The following is an 18,288-nucleotide window of genomic DNA, read 5'->3' on the forward strand; positions in this document are numbered from 1 at the left end:
AAAACGGCTAATTCAATCTCCAAAATAAACGTTATCTCCACTTATCTTACCATGTTGACAAGTGTAACTACCAATAACGCTGTCCAAAAAACAATTATCGTATTTGTGTTTTTCAAACATAAATAAAAAAAGACCATCTAATGATAACGGGTTCGGTTGATGGGGAGAAAAGTGCAACTAACCTGAAATAGCTAGATAAAAAACAAATAAAAACGCTCAAATCAAGCGTTTTTCGGCGTAATATTTTACTGTCCTTATTGAACTAAAGCACCCGTTGAATAAGAAATTTAATTTTCGATTGTTTTTATATCGAATTTCATATTGTCTAATCTCCAAATATCAGCATCAGTATTAGAAAAGACAGTTATTTCAAGCTTTTGTCCAATGTTATATTTCTCTACGTTATCAACGGGTATTTCGTATACATTTCCTTCTCGTCTACCGTGAGAAACCCCGCCATACTCCTTCATAATCAACATTTCTTCTTCAACAAGAATCTCTTCTACTGTATCTGTAAAAGTAAAACTTTCTTGATAATCATCAGAACAGCCAGCAAAAAATAAACAAATCAATAATGTAAAACTTATTGTAAATTTAGTTTTCACAAGGCACCCCCTTGAAAGATTAGATGCATATTACGTACTAAAGTTTCAAATTGTTGTTAAACTAATCTGGCCACGTTAGTGAAAATACTCAATATGACTATACTTCTATTAAGTTGGCAATAATCCCTTTAATATTACTCTCTTAGGGGGAATGGAATTGTTATTGTCAAAAGCATGGTCTTCGTTTGAAGCTGATAAACGGATAGAGGGTTTTTCACCACAAACGTTGAAAGCCTATCAGTTACAGTCTACGCTACTGATAAGTTATTTTAAGGATGTAGAGATGGACTTGCTGGATACGAATCAACTGAAGGAATATCTTGCCGTATCGGGTAAGCATTTAAAACCAGCCAGTCTTGCACATCGTATCCGCTTTCTAAAATCTTTTTTTCGTTGGTCACATGAAGAAGGCTACCTGAGTAAGAATCCAACTTCCAAGATTAAAGAGCCCAAAGTCGGTAAGCGGATACCCAAGCATTTAACCGAACGAGAGATTGAACACCTTCGTGAATCCTGTCATACCCCAATAGAAAAAGCGATTTTCGAATTCATGTTTTCTACAGGTTGTCGAATTGGAGAAATAGTTGCGTTAGAAAAGAACAATATTAATTGGACAAATCAATCCGCAATCGTTAGAGGAAAAGGAGATAAGGAAAGGGAAGTTTATTTCAGTACACGTTGCGACATATGGCTTAAACGATATCTTGAAAGCCGGAATGACAATAATCCTGCCATCTTTGTGACAGCAAGGCAGCCACATAAAATGAGGGTCGCCCAAATGCGATACATCATCAAGCGAATTTCAAATCGTGCCGAAATCAACAAAGAGATTCATCCACATCCACACCAACTAAGACACAGCTATGCAACTCATTTATTGAATAATGGAGCACCTATTGAAGTCATACAAAGTCTTTTGGGGCATGAGAAAAGTGAAACAACAAGGATTTACGCTCAATTAAGCGGAAGGCTAAGGAAAGAGTATTATCAGAAGTACTTTTAAATGTAAGGAGCACGTCTTAACAGACATGGCTTTACTTGACTAAAGCTACTCGTTAGCTTTAGTACATTAGTTCACAGAGACTTTTTATAAGTAACAAGAAATGGTGCCAACAGAGAACCAATAATTAGAATTAGAATAGATATACTAAATGTCATAAGTCCATTGCTAAAAGGGGACAGAAAATAACCGAAAGTGAGCATGGGAAGAATAGTGATAGAGACAAAAATCAACCTGCTTGGCATTGTCATCTTGTGTGTTGTATCGCATTCGTTACATTCAATAGGTTTATAATTCCACCACAAGGATTTATAGATTTTTCGCCAACTAAAATGAGCGTTGCAATTCTCACATTTTTGCAAAGCTAATGACCTCCATTACAATTTCATAAGGTGCTGAATTACTAAACTTCCCTTTAGTTGAACAAGAAAAAGAGCCGTCTAATCAGCTCATCGATTTTCAAGTAAAGCACCACCCGTATAAGGGATTAAACCATGTTACCTAGCTTTGCTACTAGTTAATTTTCGCCTACATATTTTTCTAAAAAACTTTGTAGTCTTCCCTTATCTATTGGTCCATTGAGAACATTGTAATACCCAATGCCAGGAATGTGAATACGATCTTTGTCGAAGAAAACCATCAAACTTTTATTTTTAGTGTGAATGTTCATCCGAAATACTGCTTCTTCCGAATAGACAATCCCCTTTGGATCTTTTATTTTTTTAACTTGATATTGGCTTAAAAACATTTTTAATTCATCTATTGCTTCTTTTTTATCTATTGTCAATTTATCGTCATCATTAAGACTCCCAAATGAAATAGATTTAACATTCGTGAATAGTTCATCCAAGCTCTTTTCTTTGTACTCATAATACTTCGATAATAGCAATCCTATTGCAAGTACAACGATTATTAAATAAACGACGGTTTTCTTACTCATTTCTTTCCCCCTCAAGTTATTGGAATGCCTGCGATATATTTCAACCCTTGTTAGACTAATCTGTTTCGTTAGTTGAAAAACATCACTTCATAATCTTCAATATATTTACCATAGATTTCTCATCTTCCTTCTATATTTTTCTTTCCAATACCCAATTAGCAAGTGTTTTAACAAGTGAATTAGCAAAGGCACATAAATTTATGTGCTCTTGTTAATCCCCGTGCTAATTGCGGTTCCAGTTCGTCTATATAAATCATCTAAACGTTGATATAACAATAAAATGGGGACACCAATTCATATGCGAATTGTATCCCCAAATGCTGTGTTTTTTACTGTTTTCTCCCCATCAACCGAACCCGTTAATCTAATGAGGTCCTTTTAGTGCTTTTTAAGCTAACGCATCCTTAGCGGATGGAAATTCAGCTAATAATATCAAAATAGTTCACTTATCATTTCAACTTAATATTGTTTCTTAACTTCGTTATATACTTCTATTGCTTGTTCATAAATGCCAGTATCAGGCCCACCCGCCTGTTGCTTGGAGTGAAGGCGCTCGACTCCTGCGAACGCCGTTACGAAGCACGGCGTTTGCGAGCACAAGCGCAGCGTTGCGAGCAGTGTTTTTTGCGACCCTAAGGGAGCGGAATGAGGATGCCTTAATTTCTGCAAAGAACGCAGAAATACGGCAAATCGAATCCTTCGTTGTTCGATTGGCTCAAGCCATGCCCGCGGAAAGTGAGCGCCGAAACGGAAAGCAACAGTTTCACTCTCTTTTATTCCAAGTATCCCGTCAGTATTTTCGCATACGGCGAGTCGGCCGGCATGATGATCATCGTGTCTTCCCCGATTGTCCGTGAATAGGACTGGAGGGTACGGTATAGATTGTAGAACTCGGGATCCTTTGAAAATGTGTTATTGTAGATTTTAGCAGCTTCCGCTTCCCCTTCGGCATGGATGATGGCAGCTTCTTTTTTCGCAGTCGCTAGCATCTCTTGCACGATACGGTCCGTTTCCGCCTCAATTGTCTTCTTTTCGGCATCTCCTTCTGATAGGTATCGCTGAGCCGTCGATTCACGTTCCGAAATCATCCTTGTGTAGATGGAATGTTCGTTCTCCTCCGGAAGGTCAATCCGTTTCATCCGCACATCAATCACTTCTATGCCAAAATTACCTTCATCAAGAAATTCGTTCACTTTCTTCGTGACAAGGTCATTCAAGTTGCCTCGCTTTGAATTTTCCTCATTGACGACATCTACGTAATCCAACTTACCCATCTCGTTTCGAATGACGGAATAGATGAATTCCTCCATACGTGCTTCCGCATTGATGATGTTTCGCGCATTGGAAATCATTTTTCCAGGGTTCGTAATTTTCCATACGGCGTAATTATCAATGATAATCCGCTTTTTATCTTTTGTGCTGATTTCTGCTTCTGAAACATTATATGTCATTTGATTTTTTGGCAAACTTGTCACTGATTGAATGAATGGGATTTTCATGTTTAACCCAGGCTCTTTAATAATTCTCGTTATTTCACCGAATTGGCGTACAACGCGGTATTCGCCTTCTTTTACAACGAATACATTGGCAAGCAGAATGATAGCAATCGCAAAGATAACTGTTAATGTAATTGCTGTTTTTACAAACTTCCTCGTATTGAATGGCTTTTTCGGAGTAATGACCTTATCCGATCCAGTCGCCTTTTTCTTTTGCCCACGTTGCATTTCCTTAAATTTATCTTCAATGCTTTTGAATGGATTGTTGTCGTTCGTCATCAGTTGCCGCCCCCTTCCGTTTTCTGCTCAGCAGGTGGTGGCGGTTGGTTTTCCAGTTGCTGCAATGGTAAATATTTCAACGTTTCGCCATCATCGTTCATAATATAGATTTTTGCTTTTGGCAATACTTGCTCCAATGTTTCAATGATTAAACGCTGGCGGGTGATTGCCTTGCTTTTTGCGTATTCCGCATGCAAATCATTGAACAGGGCAACATCACCGTGAGCTTGCTCAATACGTGCTTTCTTTTGTCCGAGCGCGCGAGATTTAATTGCATCCCGCTCCCCAATCGCTTCACTTTCCCGCTGATTTTTGTATTTTTCAGCTTCATTTATTTTAGTGCTTTTTGTTTCACGGGCATCCGTAACAGCAGTGAATGCAGCACGGACTTCGGCATTCGGGAGTTCTACATCTTGTAATTTGACGCCTTGAATGGATATGCCGATGTCGTAATTCGTCATAAGAGATGTCAATAATTCACGCGTTTTCGCTTCAATTTCCGCTTTCCCATCTGTCAGTGCTGAATCGATCGTCGAACTTCCGATGACCGATCTAATGGAGGCGGATGTTGCATCATGTAGTATTTCCTGTGGGTTTTGCGAGTTGAATAAATACTTTTCCGGGTCCGTAATTTTCCATTGGACAACTAAATCCGCAAGGACAATATACTCATCTCCGGTAATCATTTTTGTTTCCTTATCAAAGGATACAAGCTCCCCATTTGGATCTTGTTTGTAACCGAACTGGAGACTAAATGTCTCTTTTGAAAGTTTCTCAACATGCTGAACCGGCCAAGGCAGTTTGAAATGCAATCCCGATTCTGTTACCGGTGTACCCGCTTGACCGAAAGTGATGACGATGGCCTGCTCAGACTCATCCACCGTGTACCACGTTGTAAACGCAATGATGAGCAATAAAACTCCAGTAATGACAAGCCCTGCAGCCACCGATGCTCGGCGTGTACTCATTTGAATTCCCCCTTTATGTATGTATCTACTGTACTTACGGTCAAGGGGCAGTTTTGGTTTCAAAAAAATCCGCCTTAAGCGGATTTCTTTGGTAAACGTATCGTAAATATAGACCCTGTACCTAGTTCGCTTTCAACGGCAACCTTTCCGCCATGCGCCTCAATCAGATGCTTAACGATTGCCAACCCGAGACCTGTGCCACCGGAATCCCTGCTTCGCGCACGGTCCACTCTGTAGAACCGTTCGAACAGCCTCGGCAGCTCCGTCGGATCGATTCCCATCCCTTCATCCTTCACTTCGATAATTGCTTCATCGTAGGTTTCCGATACATTGATGGTTATAGTCGTATTCTCTTTCGAATAATTGATAGCATTGGTCAACAAATTCACCATCACTTGGATAAGTCTGTCTGCATCCGCATCAATTACAATTTTTGATTGATTGTTTATTACAATACCCATATTCTTTCTTTCAAGCAATCCATTAATGATCTTTACCGCATTGGTAACGACATCAGGGACGAAGACCTTGCTATATTGCAGTTGAAAGCCTTCTCTTTCAATTCCCGACAACTCCAATAGGTCGTTAATCAATAGATGCAAACGATCGCTTTCCTTTTGAATGATTCCTAGGAATTCCTTTGATATAGATGGATCATTCATAGCACCGTCCAACAGTGTCTCGGTAAATCCTTTAATGGATGTGATTGGGGTGCGTAACTCATGGGAAACATTTGCAACAAAATCTTTGCGGATTTCCTCCAATCTTACGAGCTTTGTAATATCATGTGTCACGACAATGATACCAAGCCAATTTCCATGACGCCCGATAACAGGCGCCCCATAAACATTAAAGTGGGATTGACCGTTCCGGATTTGCCTTTCGTGCACTTGCTCCGTCAAAAAAACGTCTTCAATCAATCTTTCAATGCCTTGTGGCAAGCCGATGTCCTTAAAAGTTTTTCCGATCAATTCATCCCGCATAAAACCAAAAGTTTTTTCAAATACACCATTCAGAAGATTGACAGACCCCTCCCTGCCGAACATGAGGAGACCATTGCCCATGCTTTCAATTAATGTTTTCAATCGTTCCTTTTCCATTGCCCGTAATATGGAAGTCTCCTGCAAGTTCCTCGCAACCTGATTAACCGAGATGCCGAGCGCATTATAACTCCCTAAATCATCAATCGGCGTCCTCGCCAAATAATCGCCGCGTGCAATTTTCTCGACCGTATTTGTCACTAAGTCGATTGGCTTTGCATATTGCCTAATGACACGGGCACTTAGCATCAAGGAAAGAATATACGTTATGGGTAAAATGACGAGTAGGAAGATCCAATACTTTTGTTGGACCCGCAATGTTATTCCATCGTCGATCATATGAAAAAACTGGCCAAGGACAACGCCAAGACCAGTCAACAGAATCAAAAATATGATGGCAAAAGCGATAAAAAGTTTGGAATTGAGACCTTTCATTTCAATTTCTGCTCCTCGAATTTGTATCCGATCCCTCTAACTGTCTTAATGAAGATTGGTTTTCTCGTGTTTTCCTCAATCTTTTCGCGTAAATGGCTGACATGCACATCAACAATCCGAGTGTCTCCGGCAAAGTCATAATTCCAAACTGCGCTCAATAATTGATCTCGAGTGAGCACACGATTTTTATTTTGCATGAAGTATACGAGCAGTTCGAATTCCTTTGGAGTGAATTCCAATGCTTCTTCATTCAGGTAAGCTTCGTACTGTTCAGGATGAACTGTCAGGGATGCTGAACGGAGGATCTGACCTTCATCCTCATCAATGCCGGTTCGCTCTCCACTGCGTCGTAGGACCGCCTTCACTCTTGCGATCACTTCACGGGGACTAAACGGTTTTGTCATATAATCGTCCGCTCCGATTTCCAATCCTAAGACTTTATCGGTCTCTTCACCTTTTGCTGTCAACATGATAATAGGCGTGTTGATATTTCGTTGTCTAAGGATTTTGCACACTTCTATGCCATCCATTTTCGGAAGCATGAGGTCGAGTAAAATCAAATCGGGATTTTCACTTTCCACTTTCACTACCGCTTCTTCACCATCAGCCGCCATGATTGTTATGAAATTGGATTGTTTTAGATTATAGTCCAATAGCGTACGAATCGGCTGCTCGTCGTCTACAATCAAGATTTTCTGCACGACTATCTTAATCCCCCTTACATGCTCACTGTTTAGTTGCTCGATATTTAATTAAAAGTTTTCCATTGCATCCGAAGTCAGGTCTTCACGGATGGAGGGCGGAATGACCGTTATGGTACCTGAAATGACGGGTTTCCCATCTTCATTCGTAGCTTCTACTTGAATCACGACGGAACCTTTCTCTTTTTCTACGCGAATCACTTCAAATAGAAAATCGATTGTTTCATAATGATGCACGTGATGCGGGAAGGCCAAATGCTGTTCCGCAATATGTGAACCGGGACCAGGCAAGTATTTTGATATGGCGGACGTGATGATACCACTCAACATGATGGTTGGTACGATTGGCTTTTCAAACTTGGTTTGGGATGCGTAATCATGCTGAATGTACAGTGGATTCGAATCGTTTGTCAATCCTAGGTAGAGAAGTAAATCCTTATCCTCGATCTTTTCGGTAAGCTTCAGCTTTTCCCCTTCAACGATTCTTTCAATTTCCCTTCCAATCCGTCTTTTTTTACCTAATATCAAGTTGATTCCCCCTTCATTTCCTACACGGAATTTTCGTTATAGAAAGTGTATCAATTTTCACTCCAAAAGAGAAGAGACTTGGTTGGCATTAAAAAACCGGGAAGCATCAAGGCTTCCCGGTTCCATAAAATATTATAGGTTTTTGATCAATTCATCAGCAAACTCGGACGCTTTCACTTCTGTTGCTCCATCCATCAAACGAGCGAAGTCATATGTGACAACTTTAGAAGCGATCGTTTTCTCTATAGAAGCAGTAATCATGTTTGCAGCTTCGTTCCATCCCATGTGCTCAAGCATCATAACGCCTGAAAGAAGAACGGAAGAAGGGTTCACTTTGTCGAGACCAGCATATTTCGGAGCTGTACCATGTGTTGCTTCGAAAATTGCATGTCCAGTTAGATAGTTAATGTTAGCACCTGGAGCGATACCAATTCCTCCGACTTGGGCTGCAAGTGCATCGGAAATATAGTCGCCGTTCAAGTTCATTGTCGCTACAACATCGAACTCCTTCGGACGTGTCAAGATTTGTTGTAGGAAGATATCGGCGATGGCATCTTTAACGATGATTTTGCCAGCAGCTTCTGCGTCTGCTTGCTTTTTGTTCGCAGCGTCCGTCCCTTCCGCTTCCTTGATCTTGTCATATTCGTTCCAAGTGAACACTTTATCACCGAACTCTTGCTCCGCAACTTCATAACCCCAGTTTTTGAAAGCACCTTCAGTGAATTTCATGATGTTCCCTTTATGAACAAGAGTCACGGACTTACGGCCTTCTTTAAGCGCATAATTGATTGCACCACGGACAAGGCGCTTTGTACCTTCTTCGGATACAGGCTTAATACCGATACCGGAAGTTTCAGGGAAACGGATGTTTTTTACACCCATTTCGTCTTGTAGGAATGAAATCAATTTCTTAACTTCATCTGTACCTTCTTGGTATTCAATACCAGCGTAGATATCTTCAGTATTTTCACGGAAGATGACCATATCGCAGTCTTCCGGGCGTTTAACAGGTGATGGAACCCCTTCGAAATAACGAACAGGACGCAAGCATGTGTAGAGGTCCAACTCTTGACGAAGCGCTACGTTCAGAGAACGGAAACCGCCGCCGATCGGAGTTGTCAAAGGACCTTTGATAGCGATAAGGTACTCATCGATTGTGTCAAGCGTTTCTTGTGGTAGCCATTCTCCAGTTTCGTTGAATGCCTTTTCTCCTGCAAGAACTTCTTTCCATTCGATTTTCTTTTGGCCGTCATATGCTTTATCGACCGCTGCTTCCAACACGCGAGAAGCCGCATGCCAAATATCAGGGCCAGTACCGTCTCCAATGATGAATGGGATTGTTGCGTGATCTGGAACGTTAAGAACTCCGTCAGTTACTGTAATTTTAGCCATTTTACTTTCCTCCATTTCAAGATGAGGGGGCCGATAGTTGTCCTACCGCCCCGATGTATCACTTGTGATTCCGGTCGATTAGATCCGGATACAAGTTATCTTTCGTTGATTGGCACGTATTTCTGCATGTCTGGTCCGATATACTCCGCACGAGGACGGATCAGTCTATTATTGGAGTATTGCTCCAAGATGTGCGCCGTCCAACCTGAGAATCGGGACACTGCAAATATAGGTGTGAATAAATCGTGATCAATGCCAAGCGAATGATATACCGAAGCCGAATAGAAATCCACGTTCGGAGGTAAATTCTTCTCGCCTGTCACGATAGATTCGATTTCAAGGGACATATTATACCATTTCTCTTCTCCGCGAAGTTCTGTCAATTTTTTTGACATCTCACGGAGATGCTTCGCACGTGGGTCACCTTTACGGTATACACGGTGGCCGAAGCCCATGATTTTCTCTTTATTGTCAAGTTTTTCTCTAATGTAAGAATCTACTTTATCTTCGTCGCCGATTTCCATGAGCATCTTCATCACCTGCTCATTCGCACCACCGTGAAGCGGGCCTTTAAGTGCTCCAATTGCGGCCGTTATACCGGAATACATATCGGATAGCGTTGCCACACAAACACGCGCAGTGAAAGTAGATGCGTTCAATTCATGGTCAGCGTGAAGCACTAATGCTTTATTGAATGCTTCGACAGCGATATCTTCAGGTTCTTCACCTGTCAACATATATAAGAAGTTTGCTGCATAGCCAAGTTCCAGTTTAGGAGCAACGGGCTCTTGACCTTTACGGATGCGAGAGAAAGCAGTAACAATCGTTGCCACTTTCGCTTGAAGCTTGATTGCTTTTACATAATTGGCTTCATCAGACATATCTTCAGCGTTTTCATCGTATAATCCGAGAAGGGAAATTGCTGTTCGCAATGCCGCCATCGGGTGTACTTCGCCAATTGGATATGTCTTAAAATGATCAAGTACAGGCTGTGGAACCGACATATTATCCGCAAGTTGCTGCTTTAATTCTGCTAGCTCGTCCGCTTTTGGCAGACGTTGGTGCCATAAAAGATAAACAACTTCCTCAAAGCTTGCATTAACTGCAAGATCATCGATATCGTAACCGACGTATGTAAGAGTGTCATCAATTATAGAACTGATGGCGGATTGTGTCGCTACGATTCCTTCCAAACCTTTTGATGCTGTCATTTAAATCGCTCCTTCAGTCAATATTGCCGTTTCATCTACTTAAAACTTTCAAATTACGGCAAATCTACTTTTTATTTAGTACTGTCTGAAACGCTTACAATCCCATTATAGTCAAATAGTACAGTTTTGTGAATGGAAACGATTGTTTTCTTCATAAATTAATAGAAAAAGGATGAAAACTTGCTAAAAAGTCATATAAAACAGCAAACTCTCCAATCACTGGCCATGCAATGGATTCCTGCCATACTTGCCGGAATCTTCATCTTTGCAGTTCCTCCCGTCGGAATCGCTATCATCATCGCCTATTTTACTTCACCTATTTTACTAGCGGTCCGAGCAATGACAAAACTTCCTTTAACAATCGCAACTTTTTTCGTCATGCTTTCCATTTTATTCATTTTCAGTTCGTTTAGTTTCATCGCGTTGCATGGACTTATGGATACGGTGCCACTTCTAGAAAAACATCTGTCAACAGTTACCGGGAAAACAAACTTGACAGGAAAAATCCTTTCATTCCTTGAGGAGAAGATAATTGACTATGGACATGCGTTACTCGAATACGCAATTACGTTCACCGCCACTTTTTTCCAACGTATGTTCAGCATGTTCATCTTTCTCGTCGCATATTTTTTTGCATTGCGCGAATCTGGTAAAAACAAGTTTTGGTTTCTTGTCTATTTCCCTGTAAGCATGCGCGCATCAGCCAAACGTATTTTCACCAAGTCCGGCGAATTGTTCGGCACTTTTGCTTTCGTTGAAGCACGATTATTTTTATTGACGTTCATCATCCTAATCATCGGGTTCTCATTTCTTGGATTCGAATCGCCGATAGGTACTGCATTCCTTGTATCCATCGCCGATAGCTTGCCACTATTGGGCATCGGTCTATTTCTAATCCCGATGACGGCATTCTTTATCTACTCCAACCAATTGTTCATCGGTGTATCGCTTGCCTTGCTATATATTTTCGTCGTTGTGACTAGGCAAATAGCTGAATCCTATATGTGGGCTTCCGCATTTCGTGTAAAGGCGATCCATGCTTTTTTCATCACCGTATGTTCATTATACTTATTCGGGTTACCAGGCATTCTGTTAACTCCATTTCTACTGTTCGCAGCCCTTAAACTGAAAAAGCATTCAGCTTTCACCGAATGACAATCCTGCCCTGTTTCATTTTTTTGTAAATCCAGCCGACGATAAATGGCCGGATTATTTTCCGAGGCCATTTGAATAACAGCAAAAGCCCCGCAATATCCGTAATGAAACCGGGCATAATCAATAAAATAGCGCCAAAGAAAATACAGACTCCATCAATTACGGCATTTCCAGGGGCCTCCATCGTTCCCATCCTGTTCTTCAAATCAGCCAGTGCCTTAAAGCCTTGCCTCTTTGCAAGGTAAGCCCCTCCGATTCCACTGACAAGGATGAGCAGAAGTGTCGGCATGATTCCGATTGTGTTGCCAGAATAAAGCAAGATCATTATTTCCGCAGCTGGTACGAGGATAAATAACGGCAGCAGCCATTTCATTCCACAACAACTCCAATCCTAAAAAGGCCGCTTCCGAAACAAATCGGAAGGCAGCCTAAATGCATTTTTTTATAATACTCTTGCATGTCCATTATAAATGACTCCGGATTCCGCATCCATTGTAATGTCTTTTCCAGTGACAATGATTTCAGTCGCCTTCTCAACTCCGACAATGACAGGAATGCCTAAACTAAGACCGACGACAGCCGCATGACTTGTCAAACCGCCCTCTTCTGTTATTAGACCGGCGCACTCTTCAATTGCAGGCATCATATCACGGTCAGAAGAATAGGTGACAAGAATCTTCCCTTTCATGTTATGCGCCAATGCTTCTTGCGCATTATGAGCGACAACCGCTTCTCCGAAAGCTACTGATTTCCCGATTCCCTGTCCTTTCGCTAGCATATCCCCGATGACATGGATTTTCATCAAGTTCGTCGTTCCTGCTTCGCCGACCGGCACCCCTGCCGTAATAATGACAACATCACCATGAGTTACATATTGGTGCTTCACACTTTCCTCGACAGATTCCTGCAAAATTTCATCGATTGAATTCACTCTTTTGCCGATGACCGGATAGATTCCCCATACAAGCGACAATTTCCTTGAACATTCGTCCGAAGCGGTAATAGCAATAATCGGACACCCCGGGCGATATTTGGCGATCATTTTGGCGGTATGACCGCTTTCTGTAGGTGCAAGCACTGCTTTCACCTTCAAATTAATGGCTGTATACGCAGCAGCCTGTCCGATTGCTTCCGTCATATTGCCGTGTTTTTCTCGGCGGCGTGTAGAAACGACTGAACGGTAATCGACTGCGTTTTCAGCTGTTTTCGCAATCCTGTCCATTGTACGGACGGATTCAACCGGATAGAGTCCCGCTGCTGTTTCCCCGGATAGCATGATTGCATCCGAGCCGTCCAGGATTGCGTTCGCAACGTCACTAGCCTCAGCTCGTGTAGGACGTGGATTCCTTTGCATGGAATCGAGCATCTGTGTCGCAGTGATGACCGGCTTGCCAACCTGATTGCACTTTTCGATCATGTTTTTTTGGACAATCGGAACTTCCTCTGCAGGGATTTCCACACCTAAATCGCCACGTGCAACCATCAATCCATCGGATACCGTCAAGATTTCATCTAAATTGTCGACGCCTTCTCCGTTCTCAATCTTAGGAATAATATGGATATGCCCTCCAGCATTTTTCTCAAGTAATTCCCGTATCTCCATAACATCCGACGCTCTTCGCACAAAAGAGGCTGCGATGAAATCAACATTTTCCTGGATGCCGAATAAAATATCTTCTTTGTCCTTCTCGGTAATTCCAGGAAGTTGTACCGAAACGCCTGGAACGTTAACGCCTTTTTTATTTTTTAGCGTGCCTGAGTTGACAACAATCGTACGGATCAATCCTTTTTCTAGATCCTTTCCGACGACCTCCAATTGGATCAACCCATCATCTAATAGAATGACAGACCCTTTATCCACGTCTTCGATAAGCTTCTCATATGTAACTGAAAAAACATTGTCGTTCCCTTCCACTTCAGTCATCGAAATATCGACGTGCTGGCCGGTGATCAATTCGACTTGTCCATTTTTCATCGAGTGCGTCCGAATCTCAGGACCTTTCGTATCAAGTAGAATTCCGACTACTTTGCCTGTCTTTTTCGATGCTTCCCTAATGGCTTGAATCCGGGCTTTATGCTCTTCATGCGAACCATGTGAAAAGTTAAGCCGTGCTACGTTCATACCTGCCTCAATCAACTGTTCAAGTAGCTCCGGTGATTCGCTGGCTGGTCCGATTGTGCACACAATTTTTGTCTTTCTCATCACAAAACGCCCCTTCGTATTGTACTCGTCATATAGAGTAATTTGGTCAAATCGACAATTCTTTGGATAACTTATACAGTTCCATATCCAAAGCATGGTCTGTTGGTGCAAATACCACTTCTAAGTCATAGTCTACCACCTTATGGTTTTGCATACCAATAGCTACACCACCACGTCCTTCACTCAACACTTCGACAGCCCTTGCGCCATATTGGCTTGCAATAACCCGATCGCGAGCGGACGGCGAACCCCCGCGTTGGATATGTCCGAGGACAGATACCCGCGTTTCAATTCCTGCATTCTCCTTCAACAAGTCTGCTAAAGCCGAACCGGACATGACACCTTCTGCGACAACGATGATACTATGTTTCTTCCCACGACCAGTACCGCTCTTCAATCGACGTACGATTTCATCCATATCATAGCCTTCTTCAGGTATAAGAATGGTTTCTGCACCACCTGCGAGCCCTGACCAAAGTGCAAGATCACCGGCATCCCGGCCCATCACTTCAATGATGAAAGTGCGTTCATGCGATGTTGCGGTATCCCGGATCTTATCGATTGCATCTATGACTGTATTCAGTGCAGAGTCAAAACCGATTGTAAATTCCGTGCCATTAATATCATTGTCGATTGTGGCAGGAACACAAACACACGGAATTCCCATCTTCACTAATTCGAACGCACCTCGGAATGATCCATCCCCACCAATGACGACGAGGCCATCGATATGATGTGCCTTCAATTGGCGAACCGCTTCATTACGCCCTTCCTCTGTCATGAACTCCGGAGAACGGGCGGATCTTAGTATTGTACCACCACGTTGGATAATGTCACCGACAGAACCGAGCTGCAACAATTCAATCTTTCCTTGGATGAGTCCTTGATAACCATTGAAAACCCCAGCAATTTCAAATCCGTCATGAATCGCTTTCCGTACAACCGCACGGACAGCAGCATTCATGCCGGGTGCATCTCCCCCACTTGTCAATACACCGATCTTTTTCAAATGGATCACCCCTACGTGTTTAGTTCACTATGTATTGTAAATGATTTCTTATAACACGAAAAGATGCGGGGGAAACCCGCACCTTATCATTCTGAAAACACACCGATATTACGAAACTTATTATAACGGTCATCTATAATTGCATTTATATCCATATCACAAAGCGAGTCTAATGAAGTCTTCAACACTTTTCTCATTTCTACTGCCTGCGCTTTCGGATCACGATGTGCGCCACCAAGCACTTCTGGAATAATCTCATCAATGATTCCCATTTCCTTCAAGTGCGGAGCAGTAATCTTCATCGCTTCCGCCGCCTGTTTTGAAAGGCTTGCATCCTTCCAAAGAATGGACGCTGCTCCTTCGGGTGATATAACGGAGTACGTCGAGTGTTCCAACATATGAATATGATTGGCGACACCTAACGCGAGCGCGCCCCCACTGCCGCCTTCTCCGATGACGATCGAAACTACCGGCACTTTCAATCCTGCCATTTCAATGAGATTGCGGGCAATCGCTTCACTTTGGCCACGTTCTTCAGCCGCTTTCCCGGGATAAGCACCTTTCGTATCGATAAAGCAGATGATCGGACGGCCAAACTTTTCAGCCTGCTTCATTAACCGCAATGCTTTTCGATACCCTTCCGGATGGGGCATCCCAAAATTACGTTTCACATTTTCTTTTGTGTCTTTCCCTCGCTGATGACCAATCACTGTAACTGGCATCGATTCGAAAAATCCGATTCCGCCTATGATTGCCGCGTCATCCCCAAACGAGCGATCTCCGTGCAGTTCCATGAAATCCTCGAATAGTTCAGCGATATAATCCTTAGTCGTCGGTCGTTCCGGGTGCCTTGCCACTTGAACGCGGTCCCAAGGCTCCATATTGCTATAGATTTCAGTCTCTAAATTGCTTAATCTCGTTTTTAATTTCCCGATTTCATCGGAAAGATCAACTTCATTGGTTGAAGTGAATTCTTCAAGTTCATCGATCTTTTCCCGAAGTTTCACAATCGGTTCCTCAAATGCCAATGTCTTGCTCATATTTTGTTTGCCTCCCTTACGTGCAGTCCGACCAATTTAGAAAGGGTCTCCGTCAAGTCACGACGATCGATGACTGCATCGAGTTGTCCATGATCCAAAAGGAATTCGGCCGTCTGGAAATTGTCCGGCAGCTTTTCCCTTACAGTCTGCTCGATCACCCGTCTCCCCGCAAATCCGATAAGCGCCTTAGGTTCAGCTAAGTTAATATCGCCAACGGACGCGAAGCTTGCGGATACTCCTCCAGTTGTCGGATAGGTCATGACCGAGATGTACAGCAATCCTTTGTCAGCATGGCGTTGCAATGCAACACTCGTTTTCGCCATCTGCATTAAGGACAATACACCTTCCTGCATACGTGCTCCACCGCTCGCGGAGAAGATGATGACGGGAATACTTTTATCAGTAGCGGCTTCAATAGCCCGTGTGATCTTTTCGCCGACAACCGATCCCATTGAGCCCATTCGGAAATGAGAGTCCATTATCGCAACTGCAACTTCATTTCCTCCAATTTTCCCAATCCCAGTAAGTACCGCTTCGTTTAATCCTGTCTTTTCCGAATCTGATGCAATCTTCTCGGTATAGGAAGGGAAATTCAATGGATTTTCCGACTTTAAATGGTCGTCCATCGATTCAAAAGTATTTTCATCAAAAAGGCATTCGACACGCTCCCATGCCGTCATCTTAAAGTGATGATCGCATTTCGGACAAACTTTTGCTGTTTTTATCAGATCTTTCGTCAAGATAATCTGCTTACATTCCGGACATTTCGTCATGATACCTTCCGGCACGTCGTTTTTTGCATCAGCCGAAGGTATCGTTATCGCCTGCTTCTTTTTTGTAAATAATTCACGGATCATTCTTCGTTTTCCCCCTCGATATGTTCAATCCACTTGTTATAGTCAGTTAGTGCGTTTATTACGTTTCCTTCAATCAAGTGCTTGAGCAACGATCTCACAATGTCGTTTTCAATGCCTACCGTCATTTGCTCGTATGGAACTTTGCTATATCGTTTCAGTATAAACCAAATTTTCAATGATAATCGGTTGTCAGTCGCGACAATCATTTCCCGAATTATATCCTCCCGGAAAACTTCGCCGTCTTGGTCGAGCTTCATGATCAGCCCTTCCCAAACAGGCAAATTGCGTTTGTGTACATCCTCGCAGATTGTTTGAATTGCCGCCTTTTCATGGATAATTCGTGTATCCGTTACATCCATTGCCGCTTTTGGCTGTTGCATGACAAACGTCGAAAGCACTTCCACAAGCTGGTGTTTTTTGAAATCTGCAAGGAATGTCCCTTCACCGCGCCGAGTTTCGATTAGCCCAAGCAGCTCAAGGCTTCTTAGTGCTTCGCGGACTGTCGACCTTCCGACTTGCAGGCGATCTGCCAAGACACGTTCTGATGGTATTTTGTCACCTGACTTGATGCCTTCTGCCTTGATCATCAGCCTGAGTTCGTCAACGATGTCCAGGAACATTTTAGATGATGGTTTTGTATTTTGCATACGGCCGCCCCTCTTGGAATTCGTAATCCGAGTGGTCTGACCACTTCTTTTACTAGCATACAGAAAAGTGATCTCATCGTAAAGAGATATCTGGGAATTAATGATGAAAAGACAAAAAGAGACATGGTTCAACATGTCTCCGGTAAAGTTTGATAAGTTGATCTCCGCTTCTGGCGGACGCTTTCCGCGGGCGAGCGGTGAGCCTCCTCAGTCGCTTCGCTCCCTCCGGGGTCTCACCTGTCTCGCTTTCCCGCAGGAGTCGCCGCCATCTGCTCCGATCAACGGTGTTTGCAATTAAAATAAATTTGTTCAGGATAAACATCCAGCTACTAAAATCTCAAGTTACCCAATATTGTTCTCTAAGTACGAAAACCTCAATATTGTTTCTTCACATCTTTATAAATTTCTCTAGCCTGTTTATAAATCTCATTACTTGGCTCGATTTGATAATTTCCAGCACCATCATTTAGATGAAAAATCCCCTTATCATCTATCACCAAAGAACTTGAAATTTGGTCATTATAGATGAATGTTAGCGTTACTGCTTTTTCATAATTAATTTGTTGGTTTGTTTGTCCACTATATTCTATTTCATTGTAAGCCTTCACAAGCGACTGAACAGTTTCTTTATCTACTTTGTTGTAACCCTCGTACAAGCTTTGTCCAAAGCCAATATCAAAGTAATCAGCTTTAATTTGTTTGACAGAGTTACCATTACACCCGCTAACTATAAAAAATACACTTAGTATAAAAAACAAAAACAATAACTTCCTCACAACTTA

At 42.4% G+C, this 18,288-nt stretch carries 19 protein-coding genes; 2 read left to right on the forward strand and 17 right to left on the reverse strand.

Annotated elements, in window-relative coordinates; all coding sequences use genetic code 11:
- Positions 1 to 287: 287 nt before the first annotated feature.
- Positions 288 to 605, reverse strand: a complete 318-nt coding sequence (locus OC538_RS05000; RefSeq protein WP_251694183.1) for a hypothetical protein — start codon at positions 603 to 605, stop codon at positions 288 to 290.
- Positions 606 to 762: 157 nt separating this feature from the next.
- Between OC538_RS05000 and OC538_RS05005 the strand changes: the two genes are divergently transcribed.
- Positions 763 to 1,608, forward strand: a complete 846-nt coding sequence (locus OC538_RS05005) for a tyrosine-type recombinase/integrase (protein WP_251694182.1) — start codon at positions 763 to 765, stop codon at positions 1,606 to 1,608.
- Positions 1,609 to 1,679: 71 nt separating this feature from the next.
- Here OC538_RS05005 and OC538_RS17950 read toward each other — a convergent pair whose 3' ends face one another.
- From OC538_RS17950 to citZ, 9 genes are all read right to left on the reverse strand, one after another.
- Positions 1,680 to 1,967 (reverse strand): TIGR04104 family putative zinc finger protein, encoded by a 288-nt coding sequence (locus tag OC538_RS17950; RefSeq protein ID WP_353056605.1) that lies wholly within the window; start codon positions 1,965 to 1,967, stop codon positions 1,680 to 1,682.
- 155 nt (positions 1,968 to 2,122) lie between these two features.
- A complete protein-coding gene (locus OC538_RS05010; protein ID WP_262173527.1) occupies positions 2,123 to 2,545 on the reverse strand; it encodes a hypothetical protein in 423 nt (140 codons plus the stop codon).
- Between the two features lie 773 nt (positions 2,546 to 3,318).
- Positions 3,319 to 4,320, reverse strand: coding sequence for a protease modulator HflC (gene hflC / locus OC538_RS05015; RefSeq protein WP_410055848.1), 1,002 nt, complete (start codon positions 4,318 to 4,320; stop codon positions 3,319 to 3,321).
- Positions 4,320 to 5,288, reverse strand: coding sequence for an FtsH protease activity modulator HflK (hflK, locus tag OC538_RS05020; protein WP_251694180.1), 969 nt, complete (start codon positions 5,286 to 5,288; stop codon positions 4,320 to 4,322). Before hflK ends, hflC begins: the two co-directional genes overlap by 1 nt.
- A gap of 74 nt (positions 5,289 to 5,362) precedes the next feature.
- Positions 5,363 to 6,763, reverse strand: a complete 1,401-nt coding sequence (gene pnpS / locus OC538_RS05025) for a two-component system histidine kinase PnpS (RefSeq protein ID WP_251694179.1) — start codon at positions 6,761 to 6,763, stop codon at positions 5,363 to 5,365.
- Entirely contained in the window at positions 6,760 to 7,470 is a 711-nt protein-coding gene (locus OC538_RS05030) for a response regulator transcription factor (RefSeq protein ID WP_251695250.1), read from the reverse strand. The genes pnpS and OC538_RS05030 overlap by 4 nt, the downstream gene beginning before the upstream one ends.
- 45 nt (positions 7,471 to 7,515) lie before the next feature.
- A complete protein-coding gene (locus tag OC538_RS05035; RefSeq protein ID WP_251694178.1) occupies positions 7,516 to 7,992 on the reverse strand; it encodes a MaoC family dehydratase in 477 nt (158 codons plus the stop codon).
- A gap of 132 nt (positions 7,993 to 8,124) precedes the next feature.
- The gene (icd, locus tag OC538_RS05040; RefSeq protein WP_262173530.1) at positions 8,125 to 9,384 is read right to left on the reverse strand and encodes an NADP-dependent isocitrate dehydrogenase; all 1,260 of its coding nucleotides are present in this window, start codon (positions 9,382 to 9,384) and stop codon (positions 8,125 to 8,127) included.
- A gap of 95 nt (positions 9,385 to 9,479) precedes the next feature.
- A complete protein-coding gene (gene citZ / locus OC538_RS05045) occupies positions 9,480 to 10,595 on the reverse strand; it encodes a citrate synthase (protein WP_251694176.1) in 1,116 nt (371 codons plus the stop codon).
- A gap of 180 nt (positions 10,596 to 10,775) precedes the next feature.
- Between citZ and OC538_RS05050 the strand changes: the two genes are divergently transcribed.
- Positions 10,776 to 11,750: an AI-2E family transporter gene (locus OC538_RS05050; protein ID WP_251694175.1), complete on the forward strand. Its 975-nt coding sequence runs from the start codon at positions 10,776 to 10,778 to the stop codon at positions 11,748 to 11,750.
- Here the strand turns inward: OC538_RS05050 and OC538_RS05055 are convergent.
- The 7 genes from OC538_RS05055 to OC538_RS05085 all read right to left on the reverse strand — a co-directional run bounded on the left by OC538_RS05055 (position 11,740) and on the right by OC538_RS05085 (position 18,282).
- Positions 11,740 to 12,123, reverse strand: a complete 384-nt coding sequence (locus OC538_RS05055; protein ID WP_251694174.1) for an FxsA family protein — start codon at positions 12,121 to 12,123, stop codon at positions 11,740 to 11,742. The two genes, OC538_RS05050 and OC538_RS05055, sit on opposite strands and share 11 nt — an antisense overlap.
- A 69-nt stretch (positions 12,124 to 12,192) precedes the next feature.
- Positions 12,193 to 13,953, reverse strand: coding sequence for a pyruvate kinase (gene pyk / locus OC538_RS05060; protein WP_251694173.1), 1,761 nt, complete (start codon positions 13,951 to 13,953; stop codon positions 12,193 to 12,195).
- A gap of 46 nt (positions 13,954 to 13,999) precedes the next feature.
- Entirely contained in the window at positions 14,000 to 14,962 is a 963-nt protein-coding gene (gene pfkA / locus OC538_RS05065) for a 6-phosphofructokinase (RefSeq protein WP_251694172.1), read from the reverse strand.
- 86 nt (positions 14,963 to 15,048) lie between these two features.
- Complete coding sequence (locus tag OC538_RS05070) at positions 15,049 to 16,002, reverse strand: acetyl-CoA carboxylase carboxyltransferase subunit alpha (RefSeq protein WP_251694171.1); 954 nt, start codon at positions 16,000 to 16,002, stop codon at positions 15,049 to 15,051.
- The gene (gene accD / locus OC538_RS05075; protein ID WP_251694170.1) at positions 15,999 to 16,859 is read right to left on the reverse strand and encodes an acetyl-CoA carboxylase, carboxyltransferase subunit beta; all 861 of its coding nucleotides are present in this window, start codon (positions 16,857 to 16,859) and stop codon (positions 15,999 to 16,001) included. The genes OC538_RS05070 and accD overlap by 4 nt, the downstream gene beginning before the upstream one ends.
- Positions 16,856 to 17,506, reverse strand: a complete 651-nt coding sequence (locus OC538_RS05080; protein WP_251694169.1) for a FadR/GntR family transcriptional regulator — start codon at positions 17,504 to 17,506, stop codon at positions 16,856 to 16,858. Before OC538_RS05080 ends, accD begins: the two co-directional genes overlap by 4 nt.
- 374 nt (positions 17,507 to 17,880) lie before the next feature.
- Complete coding sequence (locus OC538_RS05085) at positions 17,881 to 18,282, reverse strand: hypothetical protein (RefSeq protein WP_251694168.1); 402 nt, start codon at positions 18,280 to 18,282, stop codon at positions 17,881 to 17,883.
- Positions 18,283 to 18,288: the final 6 nt, after the last annotated feature.

The organism is Saccharococcus sp. Marseille-Q5394, from assembly GCF_946901335.1.
Classification (GTDB): Bacteria; Bacillota; Bacilli; order Bacillales_A; family Planococcaceae; genus Sporosarcina; species Sporosarcina luteola_C.

Coding starts and splice junctions, on each gene's coding strand:
- OC538_RS05010 (WP_262173527.1), bottom strand. CDS start 2,545: ATGAGTAAGAAAACCGTCGTTTATTTAATAATCGTTGTACTTGCAATA.
- hflC (WP_410055848.1), bottom strand. CDS start 4,320: ATGACGAACGACAACAATCCATTCAAAAGCATTGAAGATAAATTTAAG.
- hflK (WP_251694180.1), bottom strand. CDS start 5,288: ATGAGTACACGCCGAGCATCGGTGGCTGCAGGGCTTGTCATTACTGGA.
- pnpS (WP_251694179.1), bottom strand. CDS start 6,763: ATGAAAGGTCTCAATTCCAAACTTTTTATCGCTTTTGCCATCATATTT.
- icd (WP_262173530.1), bottom strand. CDS start 9,384: ATGGCTAAAATTACAGTAACTGACGGAGTTCTTAACGTTCCAGATCAC.
- citZ (WP_251694176.1), bottom strand. CDS start 10,595: ATGACAGCATCAAAAGGTTTGGAAGGAATCGTAGCGACACAATCCGCC.
- OC538_RS05055 (WP_251694174.1), bottom strand. CDS start 12,123: ATGAAATGGCTGCTGCCGTTATTTATCCTCGTACCAGCTGCGGAAATA.
- pyk (WP_251694173.1), bottom strand. CDS start 13,953: ATGAGAAAGACAAAAATTGTGTGCACAATCGGACCAGCCAGCGAATCA.
- OC538_RS05070 (WP_251694171.1), bottom strand. CDS start 16,002: ATGAGCAAGACATTGGCATTTGAGGAACCGATTGTGAAACTTCGGGAA.
- accD (WP_251694170.1), bottom strand. CDS start 16,859: ATGATCCGTGAATTATTTACAAAAAAGAAGCAGGCGATAACGATACCT.
- OC538_RS05080 (WP_251694169.1), bottom strand. CDS start 17,506: ATGCAAAATACAAAACCATCATCTAAAATGTTCCTGGACATCGTTGAC.